The organism is Pseudomonas sp. 43A, assembly GCF_013363935.1.
Lineage (GTDB): Bacteria > Pseudomonadota > Gammaproteobacteria > Pseudomonadales > Pseudomonadaceae > Aquipseudomonas > Aquipseudomonas crudilactis.
The window spans coordinates 1,479,917-1,503,885 of the sequence record NZ_CP054880.1; the positions used below are offsets into that span (position 1 = coordinate 1,479,917).

General features: G+C 58.7%; 23 protein-coding genes, 2 pseudogenes and 1 riboswitch. Of the genes and pseudogenes, 14 read left to right on the forward strand and 11 right to left on the reverse strand.

Annotated elements, in window-relative coordinates; all coding sequences use genetic code 11:
• Positions 1 to 639 (reverse strand): uracil phosphoribosyltransferase, encoded by a 639-nt coding sequence (gene upp, locus HUW52_RS06585; protein ID WP_007912842.1) that lies wholly within the window; start codon positions 637 to 639, stop codon positions 1 to 3.
• Positions 640 to 801: 162 nt separating this feature from the next.
• Between upp and HUW52_RS06590 the strand changes: the two genes are divergently transcribed.
• The 3 genes from HUW52_RS06590 (at position 802) to HUW52_RS06600 (ending at position 2,324) form a co-directional block, all read left to right on the forward strand.
• The gene (locus HUW52_RS06590) at positions 802 to 1,359 is read left to right on the forward strand and encodes a hypoxanthine-guanine phosphoribosyltransferase (protein WP_016987197.1); all 558 of its coding nucleotides are present in this window, start codon (positions 802 to 804) and stop codon (positions 1,357 to 1,359) included.
• Between the two features lie 134 nt (positions 1,360 to 1,493).
• The gene (locus HUW52_RS06595) at positions 1,494 to 1,973 is read left to right on the forward strand and encodes a hypothetical protein (protein WP_175553228.1); all 480 of its coding nucleotides are present in this window, start codon (positions 1,494 to 1,496) and stop codon (positions 1,971 to 1,973) included.
• A gap of 63 nt (positions 1,974 to 2,036) precedes the next feature.
• On the forward strand, positions 2,037 to 2,324 hold the full coding sequence (locus tag HUW52_RS06600; RefSeq protein ID WP_093441345.1) for a PA4642 family protein: 288 nt from the start codon (positions 2,037 to 2,039) through the stop codon (positions 2,322 to 2,324).
• 67 nt (positions 2,325 to 2,391) lie between these two features.
• Here the strand turns inward: HUW52_RS06600 and mqo are convergent, their stop codons facing one another.
• Both mqo and HUW52_RS06610 read right to left on the reverse strand, forming a co-directional pair.
• Positions 2,392 to 3,900, reverse strand: a complete 1,509-nt coding sequence (gene mqo / locus HUW52_RS06605; RefSeq protein WP_016987194.1) for a malate dehydrogenase (quinone) — start codon at positions 3,898 to 3,900, stop codon at positions 2,392 to 2,394.
• 710 nt (positions 3,901 to 4,610) lie between these two features.
• Positions 4,611 to 4,844, reverse strand: a complete 234-nt coding sequence (locus HUW52_RS06610; protein ID WP_016987192.1) for a hypothetical protein — start codon at positions 4,842 to 4,844, stop codon at positions 4,611 to 4,613.
• Between the two features lie 204 nt (positions 4,845 to 5,048).
• Between HUW52_RS06610 and HUW52_RS06615 the strand changes: the two genes are divergently transcribed.
• Positions 5,049 to 5,633, forward strand: a complete 585-nt coding sequence (locus HUW52_RS06615; protein WP_008086137.1) for a YajG family lipoprotein — start codon at positions 5,049 to 5,051, stop codon at positions 5,631 to 5,633.
• Positions 5,634 to 5,878: 245 nt separating this feature from the next.
• Here the strand turns inward: HUW52_RS06615 and HUW52_RS06620 are convergent, their stop codons facing one another.
• Positions 5,879 to 6,085, reverse strand: a complete 207-nt coding sequence (locus HUW52_RS06620) for a hypothetical protein (protein ID WP_008083982.1) — start codon at positions 6,083 to 6,085, stop codon at positions 5,879 to 5,881.
• A gap of 193 nt (positions 6,086 to 6,278) precedes the next feature.
• Between HUW52_RS06620 and HUW52_RS06625 the strand changes: the two genes are divergently transcribed.
• A complete protein-coding gene (locus tag HUW52_RS06625; protein WP_016985168.1) occupies positions 6,279 to 6,557 on the forward strand; it encodes a hypothetical protein in 279 nt (92 codons plus the stop codon).
• A gap of 61 nt (positions 6,558 to 6,618) precedes the next feature.
• Here the strand turns inward: HUW52_RS06625 and HUW52_RS06630 are convergent, their stop codons facing one another.
• Positions 6,619 to 7,782: a 1-acyl-sn-glycerol-3-phosphate acyltransferase gene (locus HUW52_RS06630; protein ID WP_026000615.1), complete on the reverse strand. Its 1,164-nt coding sequence runs from the start codon at positions 7,780 to 7,782 to the stop codon at positions 6,619 to 6,621.
• A gap of 142 nt (positions 7,783 to 7,924) precedes the next feature.
• Between HUW52_RS06630 and HUW52_RS06635 the strand changes: the two genes are divergently transcribed.
• The 4 genes from HUW52_RS06635 (at position 7,925) to HUW52_RS06650 (ending at position 10,771) form a co-directional block, all read left to right on the forward strand.
• Positions 7,925 to 8,107 carry a CPXCG motif-containing cysteine-rich protein gene (locus tag HUW52_RS06635; protein WP_016985166.1) on the forward strand — a complete coding sequence of 61 codons (183 nt, stop codon included), beginning with the start codon at positions 7,925 to 7,927 and terminating at the stop codon, positions 8,105 to 8,107.
• Positions 8,108 to 8,116: 9 nt separating this feature from the next.
• A complete protein-coding gene (locus HUW52_RS06640) occupies positions 8,117 to 8,377 on the forward strand; it encodes a putative signal transducing protein (RefSeq protein WP_007912819.1) in 261 nt (86 codons plus the stop codon).
• Between the two features lie 36 nt (positions 8,378 to 8,413).
• On the forward strand, positions 8,414 to 9,037 hold the full coding sequence (locus tag HUW52_RS06645) for an SOS response-associated peptidase (protein ID WP_175553229.1): 624 nt from the start codon (positions 8,414 to 8,416) through the stop codon (positions 9,035 to 9,037).
• A gap of 168 nt (positions 9,038 to 9,205) precedes the next feature.
• Positions 9,206 to 10,771, forward strand: coding sequence for a hypothetical protein (locus HUW52_RS06650; RefSeq protein ID WP_175553230.1), 1,566 nt, complete (start codon positions 9,206 to 9,208; stop codon positions 10,769 to 10,771).
• Between the two features lie 68 nt (positions 10,772 to 10,839).
• Here the strand turns inward: HUW52_RS06650 and HUW52_RS30680 are convergent.
• Together HUW52_RS30680 and HUW52_RS30685 are read right to left on the reverse strand one after the other, a co-directional pair.
• Positions 10,840 to 11,349, reverse strand: a pseudogene (locus HUW52_RS30680) (methyl-accepting chemotaxis protein); the annotation flags it as partial.
• A gap of 345 nt (positions 11,350 to 11,694) precedes the next feature.
• Positions 11,695 to 13,041 (reverse strand): annotated as a pseudogene (locus HUW52_RS30685) (HAMP domain-containing protein); the annotation flags it as partial.
• A 203-nt stretch (positions 13,042 to 13,244) separates the two neighbouring features.
• On the opposite strand from HUW52_RS30685, the gene HUW52_RS06660 reads away from it, so the two are divergent.
• Positions 13,245 to 14,063 carry a M48 family metallopeptidase gene (locus HUW52_RS06660; RefSeq protein WP_175553232.1) on the forward strand — a complete coding sequence of 273 codons (819 nt, stop codon included), beginning with the start codon at positions 13,245 to 13,247 and terminating at the stop codon, positions 14,061 to 14,063.
• A 137-nt stretch (positions 14,064 to 14,200) separates the two neighbouring features.
• On the opposite strand, the gene HUW52_RS06665 is transcribed toward HUW52_RS06660, so the two are convergent.
• From HUW52_RS06665 to HUW52_RS06675, 3 genes are all read right to left on the reverse strand, one after another.
• Positions 14,201 to 14,785, reverse strand: a complete 585-nt coding sequence (locus HUW52_RS06665) for a TMEM165/GDT1 family protein (protein ID WP_007912813.1) — start codon at positions 14,783 to 14,785, stop codon at positions 14,201 to 14,203.
• An 88-nt stretch (positions 14,786 to 14,873) separates the two neighbouring features.
• A riboswitch (yybP-ykoY riboswitch) is annotated at positions 14,874 to 14,996 on the reverse strand.
• Between the two features lie 40 nt (positions 14,997 to 15,036).
• The gene (locus tag HUW52_RS06670) at positions 15,037 to 16,035 is read right to left on the reverse strand and encodes a class I SAM-dependent methyltransferase (RefSeq protein ID WP_016985162.1); all 999 of its coding nucleotides are present in this window, start codon (positions 16,033 to 16,035) and stop codon (positions 15,037 to 15,039) included.
• 32 nt (positions 16,036 to 16,067) lie between these two features.
• Positions 16,068 to 17,033, reverse strand: a complete 966-nt coding sequence (locus HUW52_RS06675) for a 2-hydroxyacid dehydrogenase (protein ID WP_175553233.1) — start codon at positions 17,031 to 17,033, stop codon at positions 16,068 to 16,070.
• A 91-nt stretch (positions 17,034 to 17,124) separates the two neighbouring features.
• Between HUW52_RS06675 and HUW52_RS06680 the strand changes: the two genes are divergently transcribed.
• Positions 17,125 to 17,754: a LysE family translocator gene (locus HUW52_RS06680; RefSeq protein WP_158955574.1), complete on the forward strand. Its 630-nt coding sequence runs from the start codon at positions 17,125 to 17,127 to the stop codon at positions 17,752 to 17,754.
• Between the two features lie 123 nt (positions 17,755 to 17,877).
• On the opposite strand, the gene HUW52_RS06685 is transcribed toward HUW52_RS06680, so the two are convergent.
• Entirely contained in the window at positions 17,878 to 18,642 is a 765-nt protein-coding gene (locus tag HUW52_RS06685) for a helix-turn-helix domain-containing protein (protein ID WP_175553234.1), read from the reverse strand.
• An 85-nt stretch (positions 18,643 to 18,727) separates the two neighbouring features.
• Between HUW52_RS06685 and HUW52_RS06690 the strand changes: the two genes are divergently transcribed.
• From HUW52_RS06690 to HUW52_RS06700, 3 genes are all read left to right on the forward strand, one after another.
• The gene (locus HUW52_RS06690) at positions 18,728 to 19,912 is read left to right on the forward strand and encodes an MFS transporter (protein WP_016985159.1); all 1,185 of its coding nucleotides are present in this window, start codon (positions 18,728 to 18,730) and stop codon (positions 19,910 to 19,912) included.
• A gap of 146 nt (positions 19,913 to 20,058) precedes the next feature.
• Positions 20,059 to 21,741, forward strand: coding sequence for a fatty acid--CoA ligase (locus tag HUW52_RS06695; RefSeq protein ID WP_175553235.1), 1,683 nt, complete (start codon positions 20,059 to 20,061; stop codon positions 21,739 to 21,741).
• Positions 21,742 to 22,078: 337 nt separating this feature from the next.
• Entirely contained in the window at positions 22,079 to 23,968 is a 1,890-nt protein-coding gene (locus HUW52_RS06700; protein ID WP_016985157.1) for a DUF1302 domain-containing protein, read from the forward strand.
• Position 23,969: the final 1 nt, after the last annotated feature.

The following is a 23,969-nucleotide window of genomic DNA, read 5'->3' on the forward strand; positions in this document are numbered from 1 at the left end:
TCACGCGTCCTTCTGCTTGGTGCCGAAGATCTTGTCACCGGCGTCGCCAAGCCCTGGGATGATGTAACCGTGCTCGTTCAAGCGCTCATCGATGGACGCGGTGTAGATGGTCACGTCCGGGTGAGCCTTTTCTACGGCAGCAATGCCTTCCGGTGCGGCAACCAGCACCATCGCGCGGATGTCTTTGCAGCCGGCTTTCTTCAACAGATCAATGGTCGCAACCATGGAGCTGCCGGTGGCAAGCATCGGGTCGATGATCATCGCCAACCGTTCGTCGATTTCCGGAACCAGTTTTTCCAGATAGGTGTGCGCTTGCAGGGTTTCTTCGTTACGGGCAACGCCCACAGCGGAAACCTTGGCACCCGGGATCAGGCTCAGCACGCCTTCCAGCATGCCGATACCGGCGCGCAGGATCGGCACGACGGTGATCTTTTTGCCGGCGATTTTCTCGACCGACACGGTGCCGCACCAGCCTGCAATATCGTAGGACTCCAGCGGCAAATCTTTGGTAGCTTCATAGGTCAACAGGGCGCCGACTTCCTGAGCGAGCTCACGGAAATTCTTGGTGCTGATGTCAGCGCGGCGCATCAGGCCGAGTTTATGGCGGATCAGCGGATGGCGGATCTCGAGGATGGGCATGGAAAAACTCCGGCGGCGGGCAAAAAAACCGGCCTAGATTAATCTATCCGAGGGTGATGTCCTATAGGACATTCTGTACGTTAGTCCACAAATGCTTGATTCGACCTCGCGGGATGCGTACCTTTGCCCGCTTTTCCGAAATCGAACCCCCTGGAGAGCGCCATGTCCGCTGATCTCGAGCATATCCGTCAAATCATGCGAGAGGCTGACTGCCTGTACACCGAATCTGAAGTCGAGGCGGCCATCGCCCGCGTCGGTGCACAAATCAACGAGCAACTGGCTGACAGCAACCCGGTGGTGTTCTGCGTGATGAATGGCGGCCTGATCTTCTCCGGCAAGCTGCTGACGCATCTGCAATTCCCGCTGGAAGCGTCCTACCTGCACGCGACCCGTTATCGCAACGAAACCAGCGGTGGCGACCTGTTCTGGAAAGCCAAGCCGGAAGTCTCGTTCATCGACCGCGACGTGCTGATCATCGACGACATCCTCGACGAAGGTCACACCCTCGGCGCGATCATCGACTTCTGCAAACACGCCGGCGCGCGCAAAGTGCACACCGCCGTACTGATCGACAAAGATCACGACCGCAAGGCGCGTCCTGACCTGAAAGCCGATTTCGTCGGCCTGCCGTGCATCGACCGTTACATCTTCGGTTACGGCATGGACTACAAAGGTTACTGGCGCAACGCCAACGGGATCTTTGCCGTTAAAGGCATGTAAACAAGATCAAAAGATCGCAGCCTTCGGCAGTTCCTACATGGGATTGATGTAAACCCGTAGGAGCTGCGGAACGCTGCGATCTTTTGCTTTTAATCCCATGCTAGAGTGCTCGGCCCCGCCCTCCGGAGCCCGTCATGAGCCTCTCGATCCGCAGCCTCGCCGCGCTTTTCCTGATCTTCAGCCTGCCTCTTTCCGCCGCGCCGATGCACAGCCAGTTTCTGCCGCCGGACGATCTGACCGTGCGCGATGCCGAGCCCGAGCAGCAGCAACTTCTGCAGGTCACCGATTACTCGGTGGTCGTCGGCGCACAACGCCAGTCCAATCAGCAGCCGATTCCGGTCACCTCGCCATTGATGATCCGCCTCAAGGGCAAGTCCCTGAGCAAGGGCGCGACGATCACCCAGGTGCTGGTCAATTTCGACGGCGAAAGCAAAAGCCTGAAAAAGCCGGTTTATGACGACAAGAGCAAAACCCTCACACTGTTTTATCCACAGGCCCAATACCGTGTGATTATCGATCTGCTGCGCAATGACACCGTGTATGTGCAATTCCTCAGTTACGCCAACGGTCATATCTGGGCCGATTTGCACACCGGGGCGGTGCGATCGCGTTGAGCCGGGCGGCCGGGCAGGGGTAAACTGCCCGCCCCGTGTCATGTCTGCGAGCTGGAGTCGGCAATGCGTAAAGATAAGAAACAAGTGATTGGTGACGAGATCGGCGATGAGCAGATCAAGCTGTTCCTCGATTTTGAACCGGTCGACGCCACGTCGCCGTCGCTGCACAAACTGATCAAGGCTTACCGTGGCCTGCGCATCGATGACTTCGAACGCTTCTTGGGCTTCTTCGTTGCGGCTGGCTACGACGTCGATGGCAAGGACGAACAGGGCAAGACCTTCGTTGAGCTGATCGCCGATCAGCGCAACGCCCCGGAATACATCGAGCTGATCGAAAAGTCCCGCACCTGAGACTTTTCCCAAGCATAAAAAAACGCCCCGCACTCACTGAGTACGGGGCGTTTTTTATGCGGCAAGATCAAGCGTAGCTTGGGGTCTCGCTGCTTTCTTCAACCAGTTCCAGCGCGATGTTGTTCTGCGTGTTGATCTTGCGATACAGCGCAGCATCGGTTTCCAGCACCTTTTCACGGGCCGGGAAGATTTCCGCCAGTTTGCCGGACCACTCGCCTTTGGCCTTGGCCGGAAAGCACTTCTCGATCAGTTCGAGCATGATCGAAACGGTCACCGACGCACCCGGCGAAGCGCCGAGCAGGGCGGCGAGGGAACCGTCCTTGGCCGCAACCAGTTCGGTACCGAACTGCAGGATGCCGCCCTTTTTCGGGTCTTTCTTGATGATCTGCACCCGTTGGCCGGCCACTTCCAGGCGCCAGTCTTCGGCTTTCGCCTCCGGGTAGAAACGGCGCAGGGAATCCAGACGCTGTTCCATCGATTGCATCACTTCGCTGACCAGGTACTTGGTCAGGTCCATGTTGTTTTTCGCCACGGCCAGCATCGGCCCGATGTTGCCGGCGCGAACCGACAGCGGCAGGTCCATGAAGGAACCGTGCTTGAGGAACTTGGTGGTGAAACCGGCGTATGGCCCGAACAGCAGGGATTTCTTGCCGTCGACCACGCGGGTGTCCAGGTGCGGCACCGACATCGGTGGCGAACCCACAGCGGCCTGGCTGTACACCTTGGCCTGGTGCTGTTTGACCACTTCCGGGTTGTCGCAGCGCAGCCACTGGCCGCTGATCGGGAAGCCGCCGAAGCCTTTGCTTTCCTCGATGCCTGAAGCCTGCAGCAACGGCAGGGCAGCGCCACCGGCACCGAGGAAGACGAACTTGGCGTCGACTTCACGGCTGCTGCCGCTGTTGACGTCCTTGATGCTGACGGTCCAGCCACTGCCGTTACGCTTGAGGCCGGTCACGCGCTTGCAGTATTTGACTTGAGCATCGGGAGCGCTGGTCAGGTGCTTGAGCAACTGATTGGTCAGGGCGCCAAAGTTGACGTCAGTGCCGTTCATCACGCGGGTCGCGGCGAGGACTTCGTCCGGCGAGCGGCCCGGCATCATCAGCGGCATCCACTCGGCCATCTTGGCCTTGTCTTCGGTGTACTCCATGTCGGCGAACGCGTGATGCTTGTGCAGCACGTCGAAGCGCGACTTGAGGAAGGACACGCCTGAGTCGCCCTGGACGAAACTCAGGTGCGGCACCGGGCTGATGAAGGATTTGCACGAGCCGAAGGTGCCTTTTTTGGTCAGGTACGACCAGAACTGCTTCGACACCTCGAACTGGGTGTTGATGTGCACGGCTTTCTTGATGTCGACGGTGCCATCGGCGGCTTGCGGCGTGTAGTTCAGCTCGCACAGGCCAGCGTGACCGGTACCGGCGTTGTTCCACGGGTTGGAACTCTCCGCAGCACCGGAATCCATCAGCTCGACGACTTCCAGCTTGATCGCGGGGTCGAGCTCTTTGAGCAGTACGGCAAGGGTGGCACTCATGATGCCGGCCCCAACCAGTACTACGTCGACTGCTTCGTTATGCGCCATTTAACGCGTCTCCAAAATCTGCAGCACCAAATTGTCGGCATGGCTGCCAGGCGTTCCGGGACAGGTCAGTGATGTCCGGGCTATCCGTGGTCAGGTTCGCCATGTCCGAATCTTCGCAATTTTTCGCAACTTCGACGGATGTATGCGGCTTGGCTTTCAAGAGCTCCATGAACTCATTTCAGCACGCAGCTGGCAATTCGACTTATGGTCGAGACATCCGTTTTTGTGCAACCAAATCCGTAGCGGACAGGCTTCAGGCTCCGATATTCGAGGTATACCCGGTCCTGTGTCGTTGGGCTGTTTCAGACGCTAATGGTGCATGTTCAGACGCAAAACTTTTCATTTGCTCGCCACACTCTTGTGAAGTTGTGAAAACCCGTTTTTTTCACGCTCTTTTGAAGACGTGAACCTCAAAAAAGGGCTGTCCAGGCCTGGCACCTTGCCCGCAAAGGCAAAACAACGCGGTGGCCGAGCGTCATGACAGCTCTGCAGATTCGCGAAAAGCGGGGTTTTTGCCGGAAGAACAGGCAAGCGCGCCAACTTCACTCGATCTGTGTGGGCGGCTCTCTGTGGGCGATTTTGGGTGTCGATGCATGCGCATTGACGCTGTTGCGGGGCCCGATCAGGAGACGTCCTTATAATCGGGGGGAGATTGTATCGAAGAAATGCGGGCAGTTGCTCGTGTTTAATGACTTTTATTAGGCATCCGGTCAGATGCTCAACATCGCTTGCGCCCGTGCACGGGGCTGCGACGCTATGACGCGGGCGCTGGCGGGCAGTGGCTGGTGCAACCAGTTGAGGCGGATTTCTTCGATTTCCACCCAACCGTCACCCATTGGCTGCAGGCTGCACTGCTTGAAAGCCTGGCAATGGCCGTTGCGATCGAGCAGGGCGAAGCTGCGGTGCAACGGGCGTGGCGCGAACAACGAGATCAGATAACGCATGGTTGAGTACCTTGTGGGGGACTGATTGCAAGGTTGCCAATGCGCCGTGACGTGAAGGTGTATGGCGGGTGAATAATCTGTGACAGGAACCGCTTTCCCACAGGTTTGTCAGACATTTCAGTATTCACTGTCGGGCGCTGGTTACCCGCAGTGGCCCACCGCTATACTGCCGGCCTGTTTGTGCCTGATTCTGGAGAGAAGAGCATGTTGCAACGCCTGTTGTTCGGTTTGATCACTGTGGCCGGTTTGACCCTGGCCGGCTGCGCCCACAGCCCGCAACAACTGAACCCGGAGCCGAAGCTGACCACCCAGCTGCCAGCGGTCGGTCGTGGCCAGCCTGTTGTTGTGCGTGTAGTAGACGGTCGTCCGTCGCCAACCTTGGGCACCCGTGGCGGCCTGTACCCGGAAACCAGTGCCATCACCGTGCAGCGCGAGCAGATCCTGCCGAAGCTGCAAGCCCAGGCTGAAGCTGCCGTGCGTTTGCTCGGTTTCACCCCGACCAACAACGCGCCGAACGCGCCGCAGTTGACCGTGACGTTGGCCGAACTGAAGTATCAGTCGCCGAAAGAAGGCATGTACGTGACCGAAGCGACCATCGGCGCGACCTTCCGCTCCGACGTGCAGAACGCCAACCGCCGTTACAGCGGCCGTTACGGCGCTTCGCTGGATCAGCGATTCGGTATGGCGCCGAACCAGGAAACCAACACCAAACTGGTCAGCGATGTGTTGAGCGATGCGCTGACGCGTCTGTTCAAGGATCCGACGGTGGGTCAGGTTCTGGCTGAGTAAGTTTTCGGCGGATATGAAAAAGCCCGGGGCCAGTGATGGTTTCGGGCTTTTTTGTGGGGCCTGAAATCTTACCCCCTCACCCCAGCCCTCTCCCCCAAGGGGCGAGGGGGAAAGGGAGCCGATCGGGGGCTTTTCAGAACCGGAGTTCAACTCGAGTTTTTCAGGTCGATGTATCTCGAATAAACACCTCGGTCAGTCCCCTCTCCCTCCGGGAGAGGGCTAGGGTGAGGGTGCTTTTGCTTTTTTCAGGCCGCCTGAGAATAGAAGTCGAGCACGCTAACGCCCGTCAGCAAGTCAGTCTCAGGCAAATCTGCATGCTGATGCCCGCCGAGTGCGCAATACACCAGCCAATGGCGGTCCTGAACATTGAAGGCAAGGCTGCCGACGAGGCTCTGTTGTTCGTCGTAGGGGGTGATGAGGTACAGACGATCCTGGTTTTCAGCGTGAAGCATGTCGCGTTCCATGTGCGTTTCGAGGCGCACATCTTGGTGCATCCACATGACGAAGCCGTGACACAGGACAGCCATCGGTCGATTGTCAGGTAATTTGTCGCAAAGCCTGGGGCAGGGCACTCGGGTTTCGGTAGAATCCGCGCCGCGGTCGTCGATCTGGCGCCTGCCATACCGGTTCAGATAGAGGTCTGTGATGTCGCTGCACTTGATGACGCTGTTTACCGCCCATCCCGCCAAGTTGATCAACTTGCTGGCGTTGTTGTTGGCGTTTCCGGGCAGTTGGCTGCTGCACGCCACCCGCCGCCGTGAACAGCGCGCGATGGCCAGCATTGCCGCCCAGCGTCAGGCGCAGCCGAATGCCGAGCCAATCCTGGATTGGGCGACCTTGCGCATGAACCGGTTTTTCTATCGTTTTGGTTTTGCTTGCCTCGGGCTGGCCCTGATCGTTTCCTGGATCAGCACGCGCTTCTAAATGCTTCAGGCATAAAAAAACGGCGCCCGGAGGCGCCGTTTTTGCGTCTGCTGGCAACCGTTTACAACGGTAGCCCAGCCTTGACCCGGTACTGATTACGCACCGGCGTCGCATATTGCAGCACCAGATACGGACGATGCTCTTGCGGGCAAGCGTCCAGTCGGCTCTGCCATTCTTCCTGCGCCTTGGCCAGTTCATCCGCCGGAAACACCTCGGCAGCTTTCGGCACGCTCAGTTGCGGATCGGCGTCAGCCCACTGCGCATAGGCCAGGTAATGCACCGGGAACAAGCGGTAACCGCCGAGAATCTGCTTGTCCATTTCGATCGCCAATTGCTTGGTGTCTTCGAACAGCTCGGTGATCGGCGCGGCAAAGTTCACGTGCACGCGGCCCTTGTAGCCGGTGATGCCTTTGGCAATGCTCACGTCATCCTCGCCCGGCGCCTTGGCGTAGGTGCCAGTGGTGGCGCGGATGTACAGCTCGCGGGCCTTGGCCTGGTCGCACGGGTCATATTCGTAGCTGATCGACACCGGGGTGACGTTCAGCGAGCGGATGACTTCGCCGAACGGTTCGTCCTTGCGGCTCATGTGGAACATCTTGAGGATCGCTGACTCGGTGCGGTCGTCGCCGTCCTTCGCCCGACCTTCGGCCTGAGCGATCCAGATCGACGCACAATCGTTACGGATCGAGTGGTTGATGTACGCCGACAACAGTTGATACGCGGCCATTTTCTCGCGACGGCCGGTGATCGAACGATGAACGATAAAGCTCTTGTTCAGGCGCATCAGGTCGCTGACAAACGGCTTCTGCAGCAGGTTGTCGCCAATCGCGATGCGCGGCGTTGGCAGGCCGGCGTGGTACACGGCGTAGTTGACGAAGGCCGGGTCCATGACGATATCGCGGTGGTTGGCGATGAACAGATAGGCACTGCCGGACTTGAATTGCTCGACACCGGTGTAGGTCACGCCGTCGGTGGCGCGCTCGATGGTGTGGTCGACGTAGGACTCGACCTTGTCCTGCAACGTCGCCACCGAGGTCACGTCGGCGAACTCACGACGCAGCCGATGGGCTATAAGTGGTTTGAGCATCCAGCCGAAGGCGCCGGCAAAACGCGGGAAGCGGAAGTGGGTGAGGATATCTAGAAACGCCTTGTCGCCGAGCAGTCTTGCCAGTACCACAGGTACTTCGCTGTCGTCGTAAGGTCGGATGGCATCGAATTCGCCCATCATGCTCTCTTGTTGGAAACGGCTAGGGTAAGTAAAGGTTTTGATCGAAAACCCGCGGGGCACGGTCTGAAAAAGTAGCCAGACAAAAATAGCCCTGCAAATAGACCGGCGATTATACGCACAAGTCACTTGGGAGACCGCGATGCTGGAAACCGCTGATTACGAATGTCCTTATTGTGGGGAAGTAGTAGAGACGACGCTGGACCTGTCCGGTGGAGATCAGACTTACATCGAGGACTGTCAGGTGTGTTGTCGGCCGATCACGTTTGTATTGCAGGTTCATGGAGAGGAATGGCATCTGGAAGTCTTCAGCGAAAACGAGTGAGGCGCGCCCATGCAGCGAATCTATGAGCCGGAAAACCTGATGGAAGGTGAAATGCTCAAGGGCATGCTCGCCAGCGAAGGCATCGAGGCGCACTTGATTGGTCGCGATTTGCTCGGTGGAACGGGCGAGCTGCCGATCTTCGGTCTGTTGGGCTTGTCTGTGGATAACGATCAGGCCGAATACGCCCGCGAGCTGATCACCGCGTACAATGCCGCGCTGCCGCTGCCCGGCGATGAGCCGGAGAGCTTCCCCGGGACGCTGGTCTGTTAGGCTGCGCTTCGTTTTACTTCAGAGTCGTGTTGCCCCATGTGTGGACGTTATGCCCTGTTTCGCTGGAACCGCGATTTCGCGGCCCTGCCAGGTTTTCCCGCCGATCAGCAGGCGCAGTGGAACATTTCCCCCAATGATTCGGTGTTGATGCTGCGCGCCGCTGAAGACGGCCAGCACACCCTGGCGCGCGCCCGTTGGGGGCTGACGCCGCCGTGGCTGACCGATCTGTCGAAAACCCCGGCGCATGCCCGTGCGGAAACCGTGGCCGAGCAGCCGATGTTTCGTGAGGCGCTGCGCCAGCGTCGCTGTCTGCTGCCGGCCAACGGCTTTTACGAATGGCGCGGGACGCAGCGCAAGCGTCCGTTCTGGCTGACGCCGGGGGAGGGCTCATCACTGTTTTTTGCGGCGATCTGGGAGGCTTATCCGGTGCAGGAGCAGGTGTGGTTGAGCACGGCAGTGATTACGCAGCCGGCTTCGAGTCAGCGCCGGCCGTTGATTCTCGATGAGGCCGGGCAGGTGGCGTGGCTCGATCCCGAGACGCCGCTACATGTGTTGCAGGGGTTGCTGGCCAGCGAACCGGCGGCCTTGCGCGAGCGGGTGCTGGCAAACCTGATCAATGATCCAAAGCTCAATGGGCCCGAGTGTCTGACTCCGGGTTGAAGGCATTTGATATTGCCTGTCTGATGTTCGACAAGCGGTAGCTGCGTTGTCCAGAAAAGCCAGCTACCTGTAATTTCTGACAGTAGACAATATGGGACTAACACGCGTATTCCTCCTGCGGTACTTGAAATTCTACGATTTCAGTAAGTATAAAAAGGAATGCTTTCCATGAGTGTTATCCGTCTACTTGCCAAGCTGTTCAGGAATTATCTGCTTGCAACGGTGTACGTGAGCCTTTGGTTTGATACAAGTTATGCGGGTAGCATGATTATATCCAGTACGGCCCGTAACGTATTGTCCTCGTCTGAGCTACCTCCATTGTTATCAGCTACCGCGACGGGATCAGAGCGATTCTTTGCTGTCGGTAAAATGAGAGGTACGGCCGGTTCCACGGGGTGGGAATGCACGGCAACACTTGTGGCGAGCAACGCGACGCCAAAATCTGATCAACCTGCTCTTATTATCACTGCTGATCACTGTGCTCGTGACGCCAGTATGATAGGTAGTAATGATGTCGTTATAGACATGCCGGTATCACCGAATTATTTTTTTATCCCCGCTTATTTTTATGACAATGTCCGTGATCATTATAGATATTCCATAAATCGTATTGTTTATTCGAGTATGAAAGGTGCGGATATCGGGTTGTTGCAGTTGGACGTTACCTATGGCGAACTTCGCTCGCGAGGCATTAAGCCTGCCGTTTTAAAAAACTTTGAAACCTCCGATGTTGACATTGACCTTGTACATATTCCTGAGGGTTTTTTTCCTGATCATTATCTACGGCATTCAATTTGTTCATCACAGCCGCCTGTGGCTGTTTTCGAAAGCGACTTTCCGATCAGGCCTGAGCTACCGTGGTTTTGGCCAAAGGCACGCGCCAATGACTGCATTGGCGTTTCTGGAGGCTCTTCGGGGTCACCTGTCTTTACCAAGGGTAGCAACCGTGTAATCGGTGTGCTGTCGACAACAACCGCTGCTGAGTATTCCGGTTGCGGGTATGCCCGCCCCTGTGAAATAACCGGGTCCGGATTGATCAGTCGACCTGAGGGTGTTTATACCAATGCGGTGGATGGCATTCTGGCGGCGCTTCGAGCTGATAATACCCTGGACTTGAGTAAACTTGATCCGGGTACCGGAGTTCGACTGCTGCGAACAGGATCGTGGTCGACGCGCTCCGAGGTTCTGGAAAGTGACGGTCAGTTACGACCGGCCAAATGGAATCTGAGGATTGAAGACAGCTATGAATTTGTTCGCTACAAAACGGGTGCTGCCAGTTCCATCCAGTGTGAACGGTCAGAAGGGTATGGCGAGGCAGTCAAGGTGGTCAATCAACCCCTGACAGGATTGGCTGTCGATAACAGTGAAGGCGTCCAGGCTATTTGCGTTATCGGTAAACGGTATGGCCAGCCAGACTGGCCATACCCGCATTATGCGACGGTTCAGTTGCGCCAAATAGATAATACGGCTCCGGTTCAGGTGCCGAAGATTTCTACATTCGATAGCGGGACTGAATGGCAGGTGGGGACATCCGTCCGGCTTAACGAAAATATCAAATCCTATTTTAAGTATGGTGTGCTCGATGCAACCGACTGCCACAGTCAGAGTGGTTACTCTCTGTTCAGTCAAGAGATGACCATAACCAAAACACATAACGTGCGTTATTGCACTTTTGCTACGGATGAAGCAGGCAATCCGTCACCGATTGTCAGTGCGGATCTTTTTATCAAGTAGGCGGGTGGTTGATGAGCGCAAGGACGGTTATATGGCCTGACTGAAAGTCACCTTGCGCTAATAGATCACTAAACCTTGAACTGATTGATCAACCGCCGCTGCTGTTCCGCCAGTTTGGTCAGGTCCGCACTCGCCGAACTCGATTCATCCGCACCGCCCGCCACCTCATTGGCCACTTGTCCGATGTTGATCACGTTGCGATTGATGTCATCGGCCACCGCGCTCTGCTCTTCGGCCGCACTGGCGATCTGCGTGTTCATGTCGTTGATCACCGACACCGCCTGCGTGATCGTCTCCAGCGCCTGGGCCGCTTTCGCCGCGTGCTGCACGCTTTCGTCTGTACGGTTCTGGCTGTCTTCCATGACCCGCACGACATCGCGAGTGCCCTGCTGCAGTTGCTGGATCATGGTCTGGATTTCTTCGGTGGCTTTCTGGGTTTTCTGCGCCAGATTGCGCACTTCGTCCGCCACCACGGCAAAACCACGACCCTGCTCGCCGGCACGCGCCGCTTCGATCGCCGCGTTCAGGGCCAGCAGATTGGTCTGCTCGGCGATGCTGCGAATCGCCGTGAGGATGGCGTTGATGTTTTCGCTGTCCTTGGCCAGGGTCTGCACCACATCTACAGCTTTGCCGATTTCCAGCGCCAACACGCCGATCGAATTGGACGTATCGCGGACAATCTGCATGCCCTGACTCGCTGCCTGATCGGCATGACTGGCCGCTTGTGCCGCCTGCGTCGCATTACGCGCGACGTCCTGCGCGGTGGCGGTCATTTCCTGCACCGCCGTGGCGACCTGATCGATCTCAGCCATTTGTTTCTGGATACCGATGTTGGTGCGAATGGCGATGTCGGCGGTGTGCTCCGAGGAATCGCTGACGCTCTGCACCGACGTCACCACCTGGGTGATCATCGCCTGCAACTTGGCGAGGAAGGTGTTGAAGCCCTTGGCGATCGAGCCGAGTTCATCGCTGCGATCACTGCTCAAACGTCGGGTCAGATCACCTTCGCCCTGAGCGATGTCATTGAGCATCGCGACCATTTGCTTCAGCGGTCGGGCGATGCCGTGGCCGACCAGCCAGATCACCAGCAGGCCGAGGCCGGCGATGAGCAGACCGACCATGGCCATGCCGAAGGTGTCGGATTTGCGTTGGACCTCCAGATCGCTCTGCAGCTTTTGCAGGTCGGCCATCACCGCGTTGAGCGGCAATTGCAGCATCAATGTCCAGCGTGCGTCGGTCTGGCCGATACCGAACGGCAGGTACAACTCGATGCGGCCCTTGTCCTTGTTGACCGAATAAGTCACTTCACCGCGTTTGAGATTGGCCAGGTTGGCGGTCTGCTCGGTGTCGAGGATGTCGCTGACTTTTTCACCGAATTTGCTCGGGTCTTTTGTGTACGCGACGATCCGTCCGTTGCCACCGATCAGGGCCATTTGCCCGGCGCCGCTGTACAACTTCTGGTTGGCACCGAGGAGCATTTCCTGAATGAAGTTCACCGACAGGTCGGCGCCGACGATGCCCTGGAAGGCGCCGTCGAGCAGGATCGGTTCAATAAAGGAGGCGAGCATGACGATCTTGTCGCCGACTTTGTACGGCGCCGGATCGATCACGCAGGATTTTTTGCTCTCTTTCGAGCACAGGTAGTACTCGCTGGCGCGCACGCCGGTGGACAGGGTTTTCTGGTCGTCGACGTCGACCAGTTTGTCCAGGCCTAGGGTGCCGTCATCGTTGCGGAACCACCACGGCAGGAAACGCCCGTTGGCCGCGTCGATACCGACCACGCTGGTGCCGACATAAGCCGCGTCATTGTGGTCGAGGGCGTTTCTCTCCCAGCCGATGTAGGTGCCGAGAATCTTCGGGTTTTTTTCGACGTTTTCCTTGATCAGGCTGATCAACTGCTCGCGGCTGACGCTCAGGCGCGGCTGGCCATCGACGCCCGGTGTGCCGAGCAGGGCGTTGACCCGTACCAGTCCGCCGGCAATCAGCAGTGGCGCTTCGAGCTCGCGCTGGATCTGGCTGACCTGGGTTTGCGCCAGCGAGGTCAGGCGCTGTTCGATGACTTGTTCGAACTGCGCCTGGGTGCGCTGTTGCACCATTTCTTGCGTGCGCGCACCGGAGAACAGCGCATACAGCACCAGCGCGGCCACCACGCTAAGTACGATGGCGCCGGCGAGGGCCGCAACGGAAAACTGGATCGACTTGAACTTCATGGGAGCTCCGCACGCAAGAGGACGTCTGCGCTGATGTATCGGCAGCCGGCATTGGGCCATGAGTGTGAGCAGGTGCAATTGCCAGCCGATGTCGCAAATGGATCAGTGCACGACGCTGTTGCAAGCGGCAGGGCAGGTGGTGTGAATTTTTTACGACAGTCAGGGTGGAAAGCGTCTGAAAGACCGTGTAACACGTCCGTTGTATCTGGCGCCGATACAATTACCCGCCTAGGATACGCGACAGGTTTTCAGGGAGCTTTTGAATGAACAAGACATTGGTTGTAAGTGCACTGAGCGCAGCGCTGTTGCTGGCCGGTTGTCAGTCGGTCAACACCACCAGCGGCGGTGCCGTGGGTGTGGAGCGCAAGCAGTACATGTTCAGCATGCTGTCCTCGCAAGAGGTCGACCAGATGTATGCCCAGTCGTATCAGAAGACTGTCGGTGAAGCCTCCAGCAAGGGTGTGCTGGACAAGACCAGTCCTGAGGCCAAACGGGTTCAGGCAATTGCCAATCGCTTGATCGCCCAGGCGCCGAACTTCCGTCCGGATGCGGCGCAATGGCAGTGGGAAGTCAATCTGATCAAGAGCGATGAGCTCAACGCCAACTGCGGGCCGGGCGGCAAGATCATTTTCTACACCGGGCTGATCGACAGCCTGAAACTCACCGACGATGAAATCGCTGCGGTCATGGGCCATGAAATCGCCCACGCCCTGCGCGAGCATGGTCGTGAAGCGATGTCCAAGGCCTACGGGATTGAAATGGCCAAACAAGGCGCAGGTGCGTTGCTCGGTCTGGGTCAGGACAGTCTGGCGCTGGCCGACACCGTGGCTAACTACGGGATGACCCTGCCGAACAGCCGTGCCAATGAAAACGAAGCCGATCTGATCGGTCTTGAGCTGGCCGCACGCGCCGGTTACAACCCGAACGCCGCGATCACCTTGTGGAACAAGATGAGCAAGGCGTCGGAAGGCGCGCCGCCGGAGTTCATGAGCACCCACCCGGCCTCGGCCAGCCGGATTGCTTCGCTGCAGGCGGCGATTCCGAAGGTGATGCCGCTGTACGAACAAGCGCCGAAATCCTGATGGTTTTGCAGCGAGGCTGATGGCCCATTCGCGAGCAGGCTCGCTCCCACTTTGAAATGCATTCCATTGTGGGAGCGAGCCTGTCTGCGGGCGGCGTTCCGACGAAGAACGCTGACGCGGTCTATCGACTTACGCCGTCACACCCAGCCACTACTCTGCATGGCTTTGTACACCGCGACGATTGCCAGAATCATGAATGCCGAAGCCGCGAGGCGACGGATCAGGGTCAACGGCAGCTTGTCTGCGGCGAAGTTACCCGCCAATACCACCGGCACGTTGGCAATCAACATCCCAGCGGTGGTACCGATAATCACCAGCCACAGATCCGGGTATTGTGCCGCGAGCATCACCGTAGCAACCTGAGTTTTGTCGCCCATTTCAGCCAGGAAGAACGCAATCAGCGTGGTCAGGAACGGCCCGAACTTGCGTGCGGTGCTGGTTTCATCGTCATCCATTTTGTCCGGCACCAGCGTCCACAGCGCTGTGGCCGTAAAGCTTGCGGCGAGAATCCAGTGCAGTGTCGCATTCGAGAAGAAACTGCCGAACCAGGCGCCGACCGCACCGGCTGCTGCGTGGTTGGCCAGGGTCGCGGCGACAATACCGGCAATGATCGGCCAGGGTTTGCGAAAGCGAGCGGCGAGAATCAGCGCGAGCAGTTGCGTCTTGTCGCCGATTTCGGCCAAGGCAACGATTGCGGTGGGAACGAGTAACGAGTCCAGCATCAGGATTTCCTAAGGGGCGGGTCGACACGGCTATGACACGTACAGCCTTCCCGCCCCGGGTAAGGTGTGCGTGTCATAGGTCTTGTCAAACCCTGCGATCCGTCTGTTGCGGACGCTTGGGTCGCATACGCCATGATCTGAGGATCAAGTATGTTGACGTATGCCGGACGAGCTTGGCGCTCGTGGGAGACTACTCCCCTAGGACGGAGCGGATTCTGCCTAGGCAAATCCGATTGAGCAAGAACAAATTTTCAGCCGCGCTTGGCCCGGTAGATGCGGAAACCATTGCCTTCAGCCTTGATTGCACAGACGCCCAGATGCTCTTCGATCAGCGGTTGATACTTGAGGAAACTGTTCGCGACCAGCCGCAGTTCGCCGCCGTTTTTCAGATGTTTGGCCGCTTTTCGTAGCAAGTTCTCGGTTGCGAAATAATCGGTGTGCACGCCGACATGGAACGGTGGATTGCTCAGAATCGCACTCAAACCCATCGGCGCGGCATCGATACCGTCACCGGTCAGCACTTCAGCTTCCAGACCGTTGGCCGCCAGCGTCAGACGGCTGCTGGCAGCAGCAAACGCATCCACATCCAGCAATGTGACCTGGTTGTGCGGATAGCGACGTTTGACCGCAGCGCCCAACACGCCTGCGCCGCAACCGAAGTCGAGCAGGTGGCCGCTCGGCAGTTTGTCCAGGTGCTCCAGCAGCAGGGCGCTGCCGCGATCCAGGCGACCGTGGCTGAATACGCCCGGCAGGCTGATGACTTTCAGCGGACCCTCGGCCAAAGGCAATTCATAGGTCTGCGCCAGACTTTCCAGGGATTTCGCTTCAGGGGCGTTGGCCACGGTGACTTGCCAGAGCTGGCAATGACGCGCGCTGTCGAGCTTGCGCGGTTTGCCGAACGGGTTGAGCTGCTTGGACGCGCCTTCGATGCCGCTGCGTTTTTCCCCGACCAGAAACACTTCGCGCCCGGCCAGACGTGAGGCCACGGCATTAAGAATGTAATCGGTCAGGTCTTTGGACTTGGGCAGAAACACCACGGCGCTGTCAAACTCGCGCTCGGGAATGTTCACGCCAAAATGGCTGCGCCCTTCGAAACGGGCGTCCAGTGCGGCTTGATCGCCGGCATGCCAGCACCAGCCGAATGCGTTGGGCAGGCGCCCGAGCAAATCATCGGCGGGCAAACCGGCCAACAACAACGAACCTTGAAACAACTCGGGCTGACGAAGCAGTACTTCACTGCGCGGATCCATAACTGCTCCTCAAAAAAAAGTGCCGCAGTTTATCAACTGACGACCCGCAGCGCCTTACCGCTGAAGAACGCCTGAGCGTTTTCGGTCAATTGGCCGACGATGCGCTGGCGTGCCTCGCGGCTGCCCCAGGCGTTGTGTGGCGTAACGATCAGGCGTGGAATGTCTGCCGCGAGCAACGGATTGCCCTGCGTCGGCGGCTCGACACTCAACACATCGGTGGCCGCGCCGCCAAGATGACCATTGCGCAGGGCGTCGGCCAGCGCCTGTTCATCGATCAGCCCGCCACGCGCGGTGTTGACCACGAACGTACCGGGCTTCATCGAGGCCAGTTCGCGGGCGCCGATGAAGTGGCGCGTGTGCTCGTTGAGCGGGCAATGCAGAGTGAGGGCATCGATTTGTGGCAGCAGTTGATCCAGCGGCAGACGATCCGGGCGAGCAGGGCGCCCGGGAATCTGCCCGAGCAACACGCGCATGCCGAAGGCTTCGGCCAGCCGCGCTACCGCGCCACCGAGTTCGCCATGCCCAAGCAGGCCGAGGGTTTTGCCTTCCAGCTCGACAATCGGATAGTCGAGCAAACAGAACTGTTTCGCCTGCTGCCAGCGACCTTCGCCGACGGCTTTCTGGTAATCGGCCAGGCGCGTGGCGAGGTTGAGCAGCAGCATGATCGTGTGCTGCGCCACTGACGGCGTGCCGTAACCCTGGCAGTTGCACACGGTGATGCCCTGAGCGCGGGCGGCGGCGAGGTCGACGTTGTTGGTGCCGGTGGCGGTGATCAGGATCAGTTTCAGATCGGGATTGGCGGCCATCGCGGCGGCGTCGATCAGGATCTTGTTGCTGATCGCCACGCTGGCGCCTTGCAGGCGTTCGGCAACTTGCTCGGGCGAGGTCTGGGCGAACAACTGCAAATCGCTGAAACAATCACGCAATGGACTGAGGTCCAGATCGCGAAGATCCAGCGAAGGGTGATCAAGGAATACCGCGCGGCGCGTGTTCGTCATCAACTGTACCTTTTGTGCTGTGAGCGTTGGGCGTAATCTGCCGAGCCTACCAGATGAAACAAATTGATACGCTTGGCCGAAAGGAGCCCTCATGTACTGGACCGAGTTCTTGACCGTTGCACTGATCCATCTGTTGGCCGTCGCCAGCCCCGGCCCGGACTTTGCCGTGGTGGTGCGCGAGAGCGTGACCCACGGTCGCCGCGCCGGCACCTGGACTGCACTGGGCGTGGGCACGGCGATTTTCCTCCACGTTGGTTATTCGCTGCTCGGTATCGGCTTGATCGTGTCGCAATCGATCGTGCTGTTCAACGCCTTGAAATGGGCCGCTGCGGCTTATCTGCTGTACATCGGTTTCAAAGCCTTGCGTGCGCAACCGGCGAAAACCGTGACCGATGATCTGCACAAAGAGGCCGGTGTGCGCACCGCTCGCGGCGCGTTCACCTCGGGCTTTGTGACCAACGGTCTGAATCCGAAAGCCACGCTGTTCTTCCTGTCGCTGTTCACGGTGGTGATCAACCCTCATACGCCACTGGCGATACAGGCCGGTTACGGGGTTTATCTGGCTGTCGCAACAGCCCTGTGGTTCTGCCTCGTCGCGATGCTGTTCAGCCAGCAACGCGTGCGTGCCGGCTTCGCCCGCATGGGCCACTGGTTCGATCGCACCATGGGCGCGGTGCTGATCGCGCTCGGCGTGAAAATCGCGTTTACCGAGATGCACTAAGAGCTGAAAAACGCGATCAAACTGTGGGAGCGAGCTTGCTCGCGAAGGCGTCGGATCAGTCGACATCACAGGTGACTGGAAGATTGCTTTCGCGAGCAAGCTCGCTCCCACAGGGGGGAATTCCTAAACGAGTGCGCTGAGCTTGCTCAGGGTATTCAGGTAGTCCCGAGGATTTTCCCCAAGCAAACGCCGAAACATCGCGCTGAACGCCCGCGCACTGCCGTAACCCAGATCCCGCGCCACGCGTTGCACGCTGTCCCCGGTGAGCAGGCGTGGCAGGGCTTCCATCAAGCGCAGTTGCTGGCGCCAGGCGTTGAAACTCATCTGCAATTGTTGCTGGAACAGCCGCGCCAATGTCCGAGAGCTGGCACCGACCTGCTGCGCCCAGTCTTCCAGGGTGTTCGGGTGATCCGGGGTGTGCAGCAGCGCCAGACAGATGTTCTGCAGGCGCCGGTCAGTGGGCATCGGGATATGCAGCGGCAGGTTTTCCAGGCTGGCCAGTTCTTCGAGCATCAATTGCTGAATCAACGGATTGTCGGCGTGCGGCGGGCCTTGCACCGCGCGCAGGATCAGCTCGCGCAACAACGGCGTCACCGCCAGCACGCAACACTGTTGCAGGCTGGCCGGTGACAGCTCGGGAGCGATGAACAACGAGCGCATTTGCACATCGCCACTCATGAAAATCTCGTGCGCCACCTCTGGCGGAATCCATACCGCGCGGCTCGGCGGAATAACCCACGCCCCGCGTTCGGTGACCACGCGCATGATCCCGCTGACGGCATACAACAACTGCGCCTCGCGATGCAGATGCAACGGTTGGTGCGCGCCGTCCAGATAATCCCGGGGATAGGCGCTCACCGGGCCGTGTTCGAAGTGGCTGATTAACATGTCGGATTCGATGACTTTTTTGGCAGGAATGCGCTTTTTCGCCAACTTAGCATAGGCGGCACACAACAACGTAAAGCGTGCCGCCATGAATCAATCGAGAAACGTCATCCGCTACATCAACGCCGCGCATGTGATCGATCACATGTTCATGCTGATTTTTCCCGCCGCCGTGCTCGGCATGACCCAAGCCTTCGGTCTCGATTACGCCACGCTGATCGGACTATCGCTGGGAGGCTTTATTGCTTTCGGCGCCTGTTCGCTGCCCGCCGGTTGGCTGGGCGATCACTGGAGTCGGCGGCAGATGATGCTGGTGTTTTTCTTCGGCATCGGTGCTTCGGCGATTTTCACCGGCCTGAGCAACAGCCCGACCATGCTGGTGATCGGCCTGACCCTGATCGGCATTTTTGCCGCGATCTATCACCCGGTCGGCACGGCAATGTTGGTTGCTTACGCGCAAAACCGTGGCCGCGAAATCGGCATCAACGGCATGTGGGGCAATCTTGGCGTGGCGTTTTCGGCGCTGATTACCGGGTTGCTGGTGGCGCAATTCGGCTGGCGCTCGGCGTTTCTGTTACCGGGTGCGGTGGCGATTGTGCTGGGTTTTGGCTTCGCCTTGCAGGTGCGCGAAGAACCGATTCCGAAGCGTGCGCACACGCCTCTCAAGGGAGCCGCCGGGCAGCGTATTTCGATGATTATGGTGTTCGGCGTGCTGGCGCTGGCCACGGCCACCGGCGGCGTGGTGTTCAACGCCACCACCATGACGTATCCGAAACTGTTTCAGGAGCGTTTGCATGAGCTGTTCGCCTCGCCGCAAACCCTCGGTGTGGTGGTCAGTCTGGCCTATGCCTTTGGCGCGGTCGCGCAGTTGAGTATTGGGCGGGTTTTGCACCGGTTCAGCCTGAAATGGCCGTTTGTAGTGCTCACGTTGTGCCAGGCACCGCTGCTGTTCGCGCTGGCTTATGCCGACGGCTGGGCGGTCATCGCCCTCGGTGCAGCGTTCATGTTCGTGGTGTTCGGGCAGGTAACAGTCAACGATGCGATGGTTGCCAACTTCGTCGCCCCGCAATGGCAATCGCGCGTCTTCGCCCTGCGTTACTGTTTATCGTTCGGTGCCAGTGCGACGGCGATTCCGCTGATTTCCTATGTCGAACCGCGCCAAGGTTTCGTAGGCCTGTATTTGATTCTCGCGGGCTTCGGCGCGTTGACCTTCCTCGCTGCGGTGGTTTTCCCACGCACGCCTTCTGAAGAGGCTGTAGGGCAAACTGCCTGATAGAAAGCGAATCCCGGCAAATGCTGGCGCAAAGCTAGCATTTGTACGACTTTGCAAATCATTCCTTTGGCTGATTTGGCTGGCGTATAAGGGTTCTAGAGTACCAATCTCTACGCCAACACCGTGCAGTCAGAAAAGGGATTCTTATGTTGCAGACTCGCGTCATTCCCCCGGCCGATGGGGCCTACCAGTATCCATTGCTGATCAAACGGCTGCTGATGTCCGGCGCCCGTTACGAGAAAACCCGCGAGATCATCTACCGTGACCAGTTGCGCTACAGCTACCCGACGCTGATCGAACGGGTGGCACGCCTGGCCAATGTGCTGACGGCGGCCGGTGTGAAGGCCGGTGACACGGTGGCGGTGATGGACTGGGACAGTCACCGTTATCTGGAATGCATGTTTGCGATTCCGATGATTGGCGCAGTGATTCACACGATCAACGTGCGTCTGTCGCCGGAGCAGATCCTCTACACCATGAACCACGCAGAGGACCGCTTTGTGCTGGTCAACAGCGAGTTTGTTGGCCTGTACCAAGCGATCGCACCGCACCTGACCACGGTCGAGAAAACCCTGCTGCTGACCGATCTGCCGGAGAAGACTGCCGACTTGCCGAATCTGCTCGGCGAGTACGAGCAACTGCTCGCCGCCGCCAGTGCGCAGTACGATTTCCAGGACTTCGACGAAAACTCCGTCGCCACTACGTTCTACACCACCGGCACTACCGGCAACCCGAAAGGCGTGTATTTCACCCATCGGCAACTGGTGCTGCACACCATGGGCGTGTCGACGATCATGGGCTCGATCGACAGCGTGCGCCTGCTTGGCACCAACGATGTGTACATGCCGATCACGCCGATGTTTCACGTTCACGCTTGGGGTCTACCGTACGTAGCGACGATGTTGGGTCTGAAACAGGTTTATCCGGGACGTTACGATCCGGAATTTCTCGTGGAGTTGTGGCGCAAGGAAAAGGTCACCTTCTCCCACTGCGTGCCAACCATTTTGCAGATGCTGCTTAACGCCAAAGGCGCACAAGGCACCGATTTCGGCGGCTGGAAAATCGTCATTGGCGGCAGCGCGCTCAATCGCACGCTCTACGAAACCGCCAAGGCGCGCGGCATTCAGCTGACCGCCGCGTACGGCATGTCGGAAACGGGTCCGTTGGTGTCCTGTGCGCACCTCAATGACGAGTTGATGGCGGGCACCGAAGACGAACGCACCACCTATCGGATCAAGGCCGGTGTGCCCGGGCCGCTGGTGGAAGCGGCGATTGTCGACGCCGAGGGTAACTTTCTCCCGGCCGACGGCGAAACCCAAGGCGAATTGGTGTTGCGTGCGCCATGGCTCACCGAGGGTTATTTCAATGAGCCGCAGAAGGGCGCCGAGCTCTGGGCCGGCGGCTGGCTGCACACTGGCGACGTCGCCACGCTCGACAGCATGGGCGTGATCGATATCCGCGACCGCATCAAGGACGTGATCAAGACCGGCGGCGAATGGATCTCTTCGCTGGACCTCGAAGACCTGATCAGCCGTCACGTCGCGGTACGCGAAGTAGCAGTGGTGGGCATCGCCGATCCGCAGTGGGGCGAGCGCCCGTTTGCCTTGCTGGTGATCCGCGAAGGGCACGTGATCGGGGCACGCGAACTCAAGGAACACCTCAAACCGTTCGTGGAATTGGGCCACCTGAGCAAGTGGGCGATTCCGAGTCAGATCGCCCTTGTTACCGAAATTCCCAAGACCAGTGTCGGCAAGCTCGACAAGAAGCGCATCCGCCTCGACATCACCGAATGGCAGGCCAATAACAGCACCTTCCTTTCGACACTTTAAGTGTCTGCTGGCGCGCCGAAACCGGCGCGCCAGACCCACCAAGCAAGCGCTTGGCTTGTGAAATCGAAAAATTAGGCCATCCTTGCCGTGCCGACATCTGTCGGACTGGCGAAAGGACTGTTCCAGAGTGGTTGGCAGCTGCAAATCACACTTTAGAGGGATCAAGCAGTACCACCTGCTGGCTATAGTCCGCTCAAGGATTTTTAAGAACGGGGCACACGCACAAAACGGGGCGATGCATCTTTGGAGTGATTTCGGGTTGTCTCTGGCACCCGGTCCTTCAGGCGTTTTTAAAAGTACTCACTGCCATAACAATAATGCACATGGAGTAGCGTCGATGACCTCAGTAAACCAGTTCTGGCGCCGGGCGAAACTGCCTCTGGCAGTCAGTCTTGCTTCTTCGCTCGCCGGGCCCGCATTCGGCGTCAGTTTCAACGTCGGTGAAATCGAAGGCCAGTTCGACTCGTCCCTGTCGATCGGTGCCAGTTGGTCTACCCAGAGCCCGAACAAGAACCTCATCGGCGTCAACAACGGCGGCCATGGTCTGTCGCAGACTTCTGACGATGGCCACGCCAACTTCAAGAGCGGCGAAACCTTTTCGAAGATCTTCAAGGGCATCCATGACCTTGAACTGAAATACGGCGACACCGGCGTGTTCGTCCGTGGCAAATACTGGTACGACTTCGAACTCAAGGATGAAAGCCGCGAGTTCAAGGACATCAGCGATTCGGGCCGCAAAGAGGGCGCCAAGTCGTCCGGCGGGCAGATCCTCGACGCCTTCGTCTACCACAACTACGCGATCGCCGATCAGCCGGGTTCCGTGCGTCTGGGCAAGCAGGTGGTGAGCTGGGGTGAAAGTACCTTCATCGGTGGTGGCATCAACTCGATCAACCCGATCGATGTGTCTGCATTCCGTCGTCCGGGCGCCGAGATCAAGGAAGGCCTGATCCCGGTCAACATGTTCTATGTGTCGCAGAGCCTGACCGAAAACCTCTCGGCCGAAGCGTTCTATCAGCTGGAATGGGACCAGACTGTCGTCGATAACTGCGGCACGTTCTTCTCGCAGCCGGACATCGTTGCCGACGGTTGCAACGACAACCTGCGCGTGCTGAACAAGCGTTCACAGATCCCGGCCATCGCCCTGGGGCCATTGGCCGCCAACGGCGTCAACGTCAACGAAGAAGGCGTTCTGGTGCGCCGTGGTCCGGACCGCGATGCCCGCGACAGCGGTCAGTGGGGCGCATCCTTCAAGTACATGTACGAGCCGCTCGACACCGAGTTCGGCGCCTACTTCATGAACTACCACAGCCGTGCGCCGATCTTCAGCGCCACCGGTGCACCGCAATCGGTCTACAACACCGCGCGCGCGCTGCCGGGGCCGTTTGCCGCACTCGCACCACTGCTGGTCGCGGGCAACTCGAATTACTTCATTGAGTACCCTGAAGACATTCGCCTCTACGGTCTGAGCTTCTCCACCACGCTGCCTACCGGTACCGCTTGGAGCGGTGAGATCAGCTACCGTCCGAACGCGCCGGTGCAACTGAACTCCACCGACATCCTGTTCGCCGGTGTGCGTCCGATCGGCGGCGCACTGACCAACGCTTCGATACTCAATGGTGTGCCCGGTCAGGATCTGCACGGTTACGAGCGCAAGGAAATCACCCAGATCCAGACCACGTTCACGCACTTCTTCGATCAGGTCATGGGCGCCAGCCGTCTGACCCTCGTCGGCGAAGTCGGCGCGACCTACGTCGGCGGGCTGGAAAGCCGTTCCGACAAGCGTTATGGCCGCGATCCGGTGTATGGCCCGGGCGAGTTGCCGGCCACTGGCGGTGTGAATACCTGCGCCAACATTCTCAACGCCAGCACCATCAACGGTGCAGGGCCGGGTTCGCCGCAGAACAACCGCAGCCGCAATTGCGACAACGACGGCTTCACCACATCAATGTCGTGGGGCTACCGCGGTCGTGCCATCTGGGAATACAACGACGTCTTCGCCGGTGTGAACCTCAAGCCGAACGTGGCCTGGTCCCACGACGTCAGCGGTTACTCGCCAGGCCCTGGCGGCAACTTCGAGGAAGGTCGCAAAGCGGTCAGCCTGGGTGTTGATGCCGAATACCAGAACACCTACACCGCGAGCCTGGCTTACACCAACTTCTTCGACGGCAAGTACACCACTGTGGATGACCGCGACTTCGTTGCGCTCAGCTTCGGCGTGAACTTCTAAG

Bases quoted from the DNA above. Each gene is read 5' to 3' on its own strand.
- upp (WP_007912842.1), bottom strand. From the start codon at position 639: ATGCCCATCCTCGAGATCCGCCATCCGCTGATCCGCCATAAACTCGGC.
- HUW52_RS06590 (WP_016987197.1), top strand. From the start codon at position 802: ATGTCCGCTGATCTCGAGCATATCCGTCAAATCATGCGAGAGGCTGAC.
- HUW52_RS06595 (WP_175553228.1), top strand. From the start codon at position 1,494: ATGAGCCTCTCGATCCGCAGCCTCGCCGCGCTTTTCCTGATCTTCAGC.
- HUW52_RS06600 (WP_093441345.1), top strand. From the start codon at position 2,037: ATGCGTAAAGATAAGAAACAAGTGATTGGTGACGAGATCGGCGATGAG.
- mqo (WP_016987194.1), bottom strand. From the start codon at position 3,900: ATGGCGCATAACGAAGCAGTCGACGTAGTACTGGTTGGGGCCGGCATC.
- HUW52_RS06610 (WP_016987192.1), bottom strand. From the start codon at position 4,844: ATGCGTTATCTGATCTCGTTGTTCGCGCCACGCCCGTTGCACCGCAGC.
- HUW52_RS06615 (WP_008086137.1), top strand. From the start codon at position 5,049: ATGTTGCAACGCCTGTTGTTCGGTTTGATCACTGTGGCCGGTTTGACC.
- HUW52_RS06620 (WP_008083982.1), bottom strand. From the start codon at position 6,085: ATGCTTCACGCTGAAAACCAGGATCGTCTGTACCTCATCACCCCCTAC.
- HUW52_RS06625 (WP_016985168.1), top strand. From the start codon at position 6,279: ATGTCGCTGCACTTGATGACGCTGTTTACCGCCCATCCCGCCAAGTTG.
- HUW52_RS06630 (WP_026000615.1), bottom strand. From the start codon at position 7,782: ATGGGCGAATTCGATGCCATCCGACCTTACGACGACAGCGAAGTACCT.
- HUW52_RS06635 (WP_016985166.1), top strand. From the start codon at position 7,925: ATGCTGGAAACCGCTGATTACGAATGTCCTTATTGTGGGGAAGTAGTA.
- HUW52_RS06640 (WP_007912819.1), top strand. From the start codon at position 8,117: ATGCAGCGAATCTATGAGCCGGAAAACCTGATGGAAGGTGAAATGCTC.
- HUW52_RS06645 (WP_175553229.1), top strand. From the start codon at position 8,414: ATGTGTGGACGTTATGCCCTGTTTCGCTGGAACCGCGATTTCGCGGCC.
- HUW52_RS06650 (WP_175553230.1), top strand. From the start codon at position 9,206: ATGAGTGTTATCCGTCTACTTGCCAAGCTGTTCAGGAATTATCTGCTT.
- HUW52_RS06660 (WP_175553232.1), top strand. From the start codon at position 13,245: ATGAACAAGACATTGGTTGTAAGTGCACTGAGCGCAGCGCTGTTGCTG.
- HUW52_RS06665 (WP_007912813.1), bottom strand. From the start codon at position 14,785: ATGCTGGACTCGTTACTCGTTCCCACCGCAATCGTTGCCTTGGCCGAA.
- HUW52_RS06670 (WP_016985162.1), bottom strand. From the start codon at position 16,035: ATGGATCCGCGCAGTGAAGTACTGCTTCGTCAGCCCGAGTTGTTTCAA.
- HUW52_RS06675 (WP_175553233.1), bottom strand. From the start codon at position 17,033: ATGACGAACACGCGCCGCGCGGTATTCCTTGATCACCCTTCGCTGGAT.
- HUW52_RS06680 (WP_158955574.1), top strand. From the start codon at position 17,125: ATGTACTGGACCGAGTTCTTGACCGTTGCACTGATCCATCTGTTGGCC.
- HUW52_RS06685 (WP_175553234.1), bottom strand. From the start codon at position 18,642: ATGTTAATCAGCCACTTCGAACACGGCCCGGTGAGCGCCTATCCCCGG.
- HUW52_RS06690 (WP_016985159.1), top strand. From the start codon at position 18,728: ATGAATCAATCGAGAAACGTCATCCGCTACATCAACGCCGCGCATGTG.
- HUW52_RS06695 (WP_175553235.1), top strand. From the start codon at position 20,059: ATGTTGCAGACTCGCGTCATTCCCCCGGCCGATGGGGCCTACCAGTAT.
- HUW52_RS06700 (WP_016985157.1), top strand. From the start codon at position 22,079: ATGACCTCAGTAAACCAGTTCTGGCGCCGGGCGAAACTGCCTCTGGCA.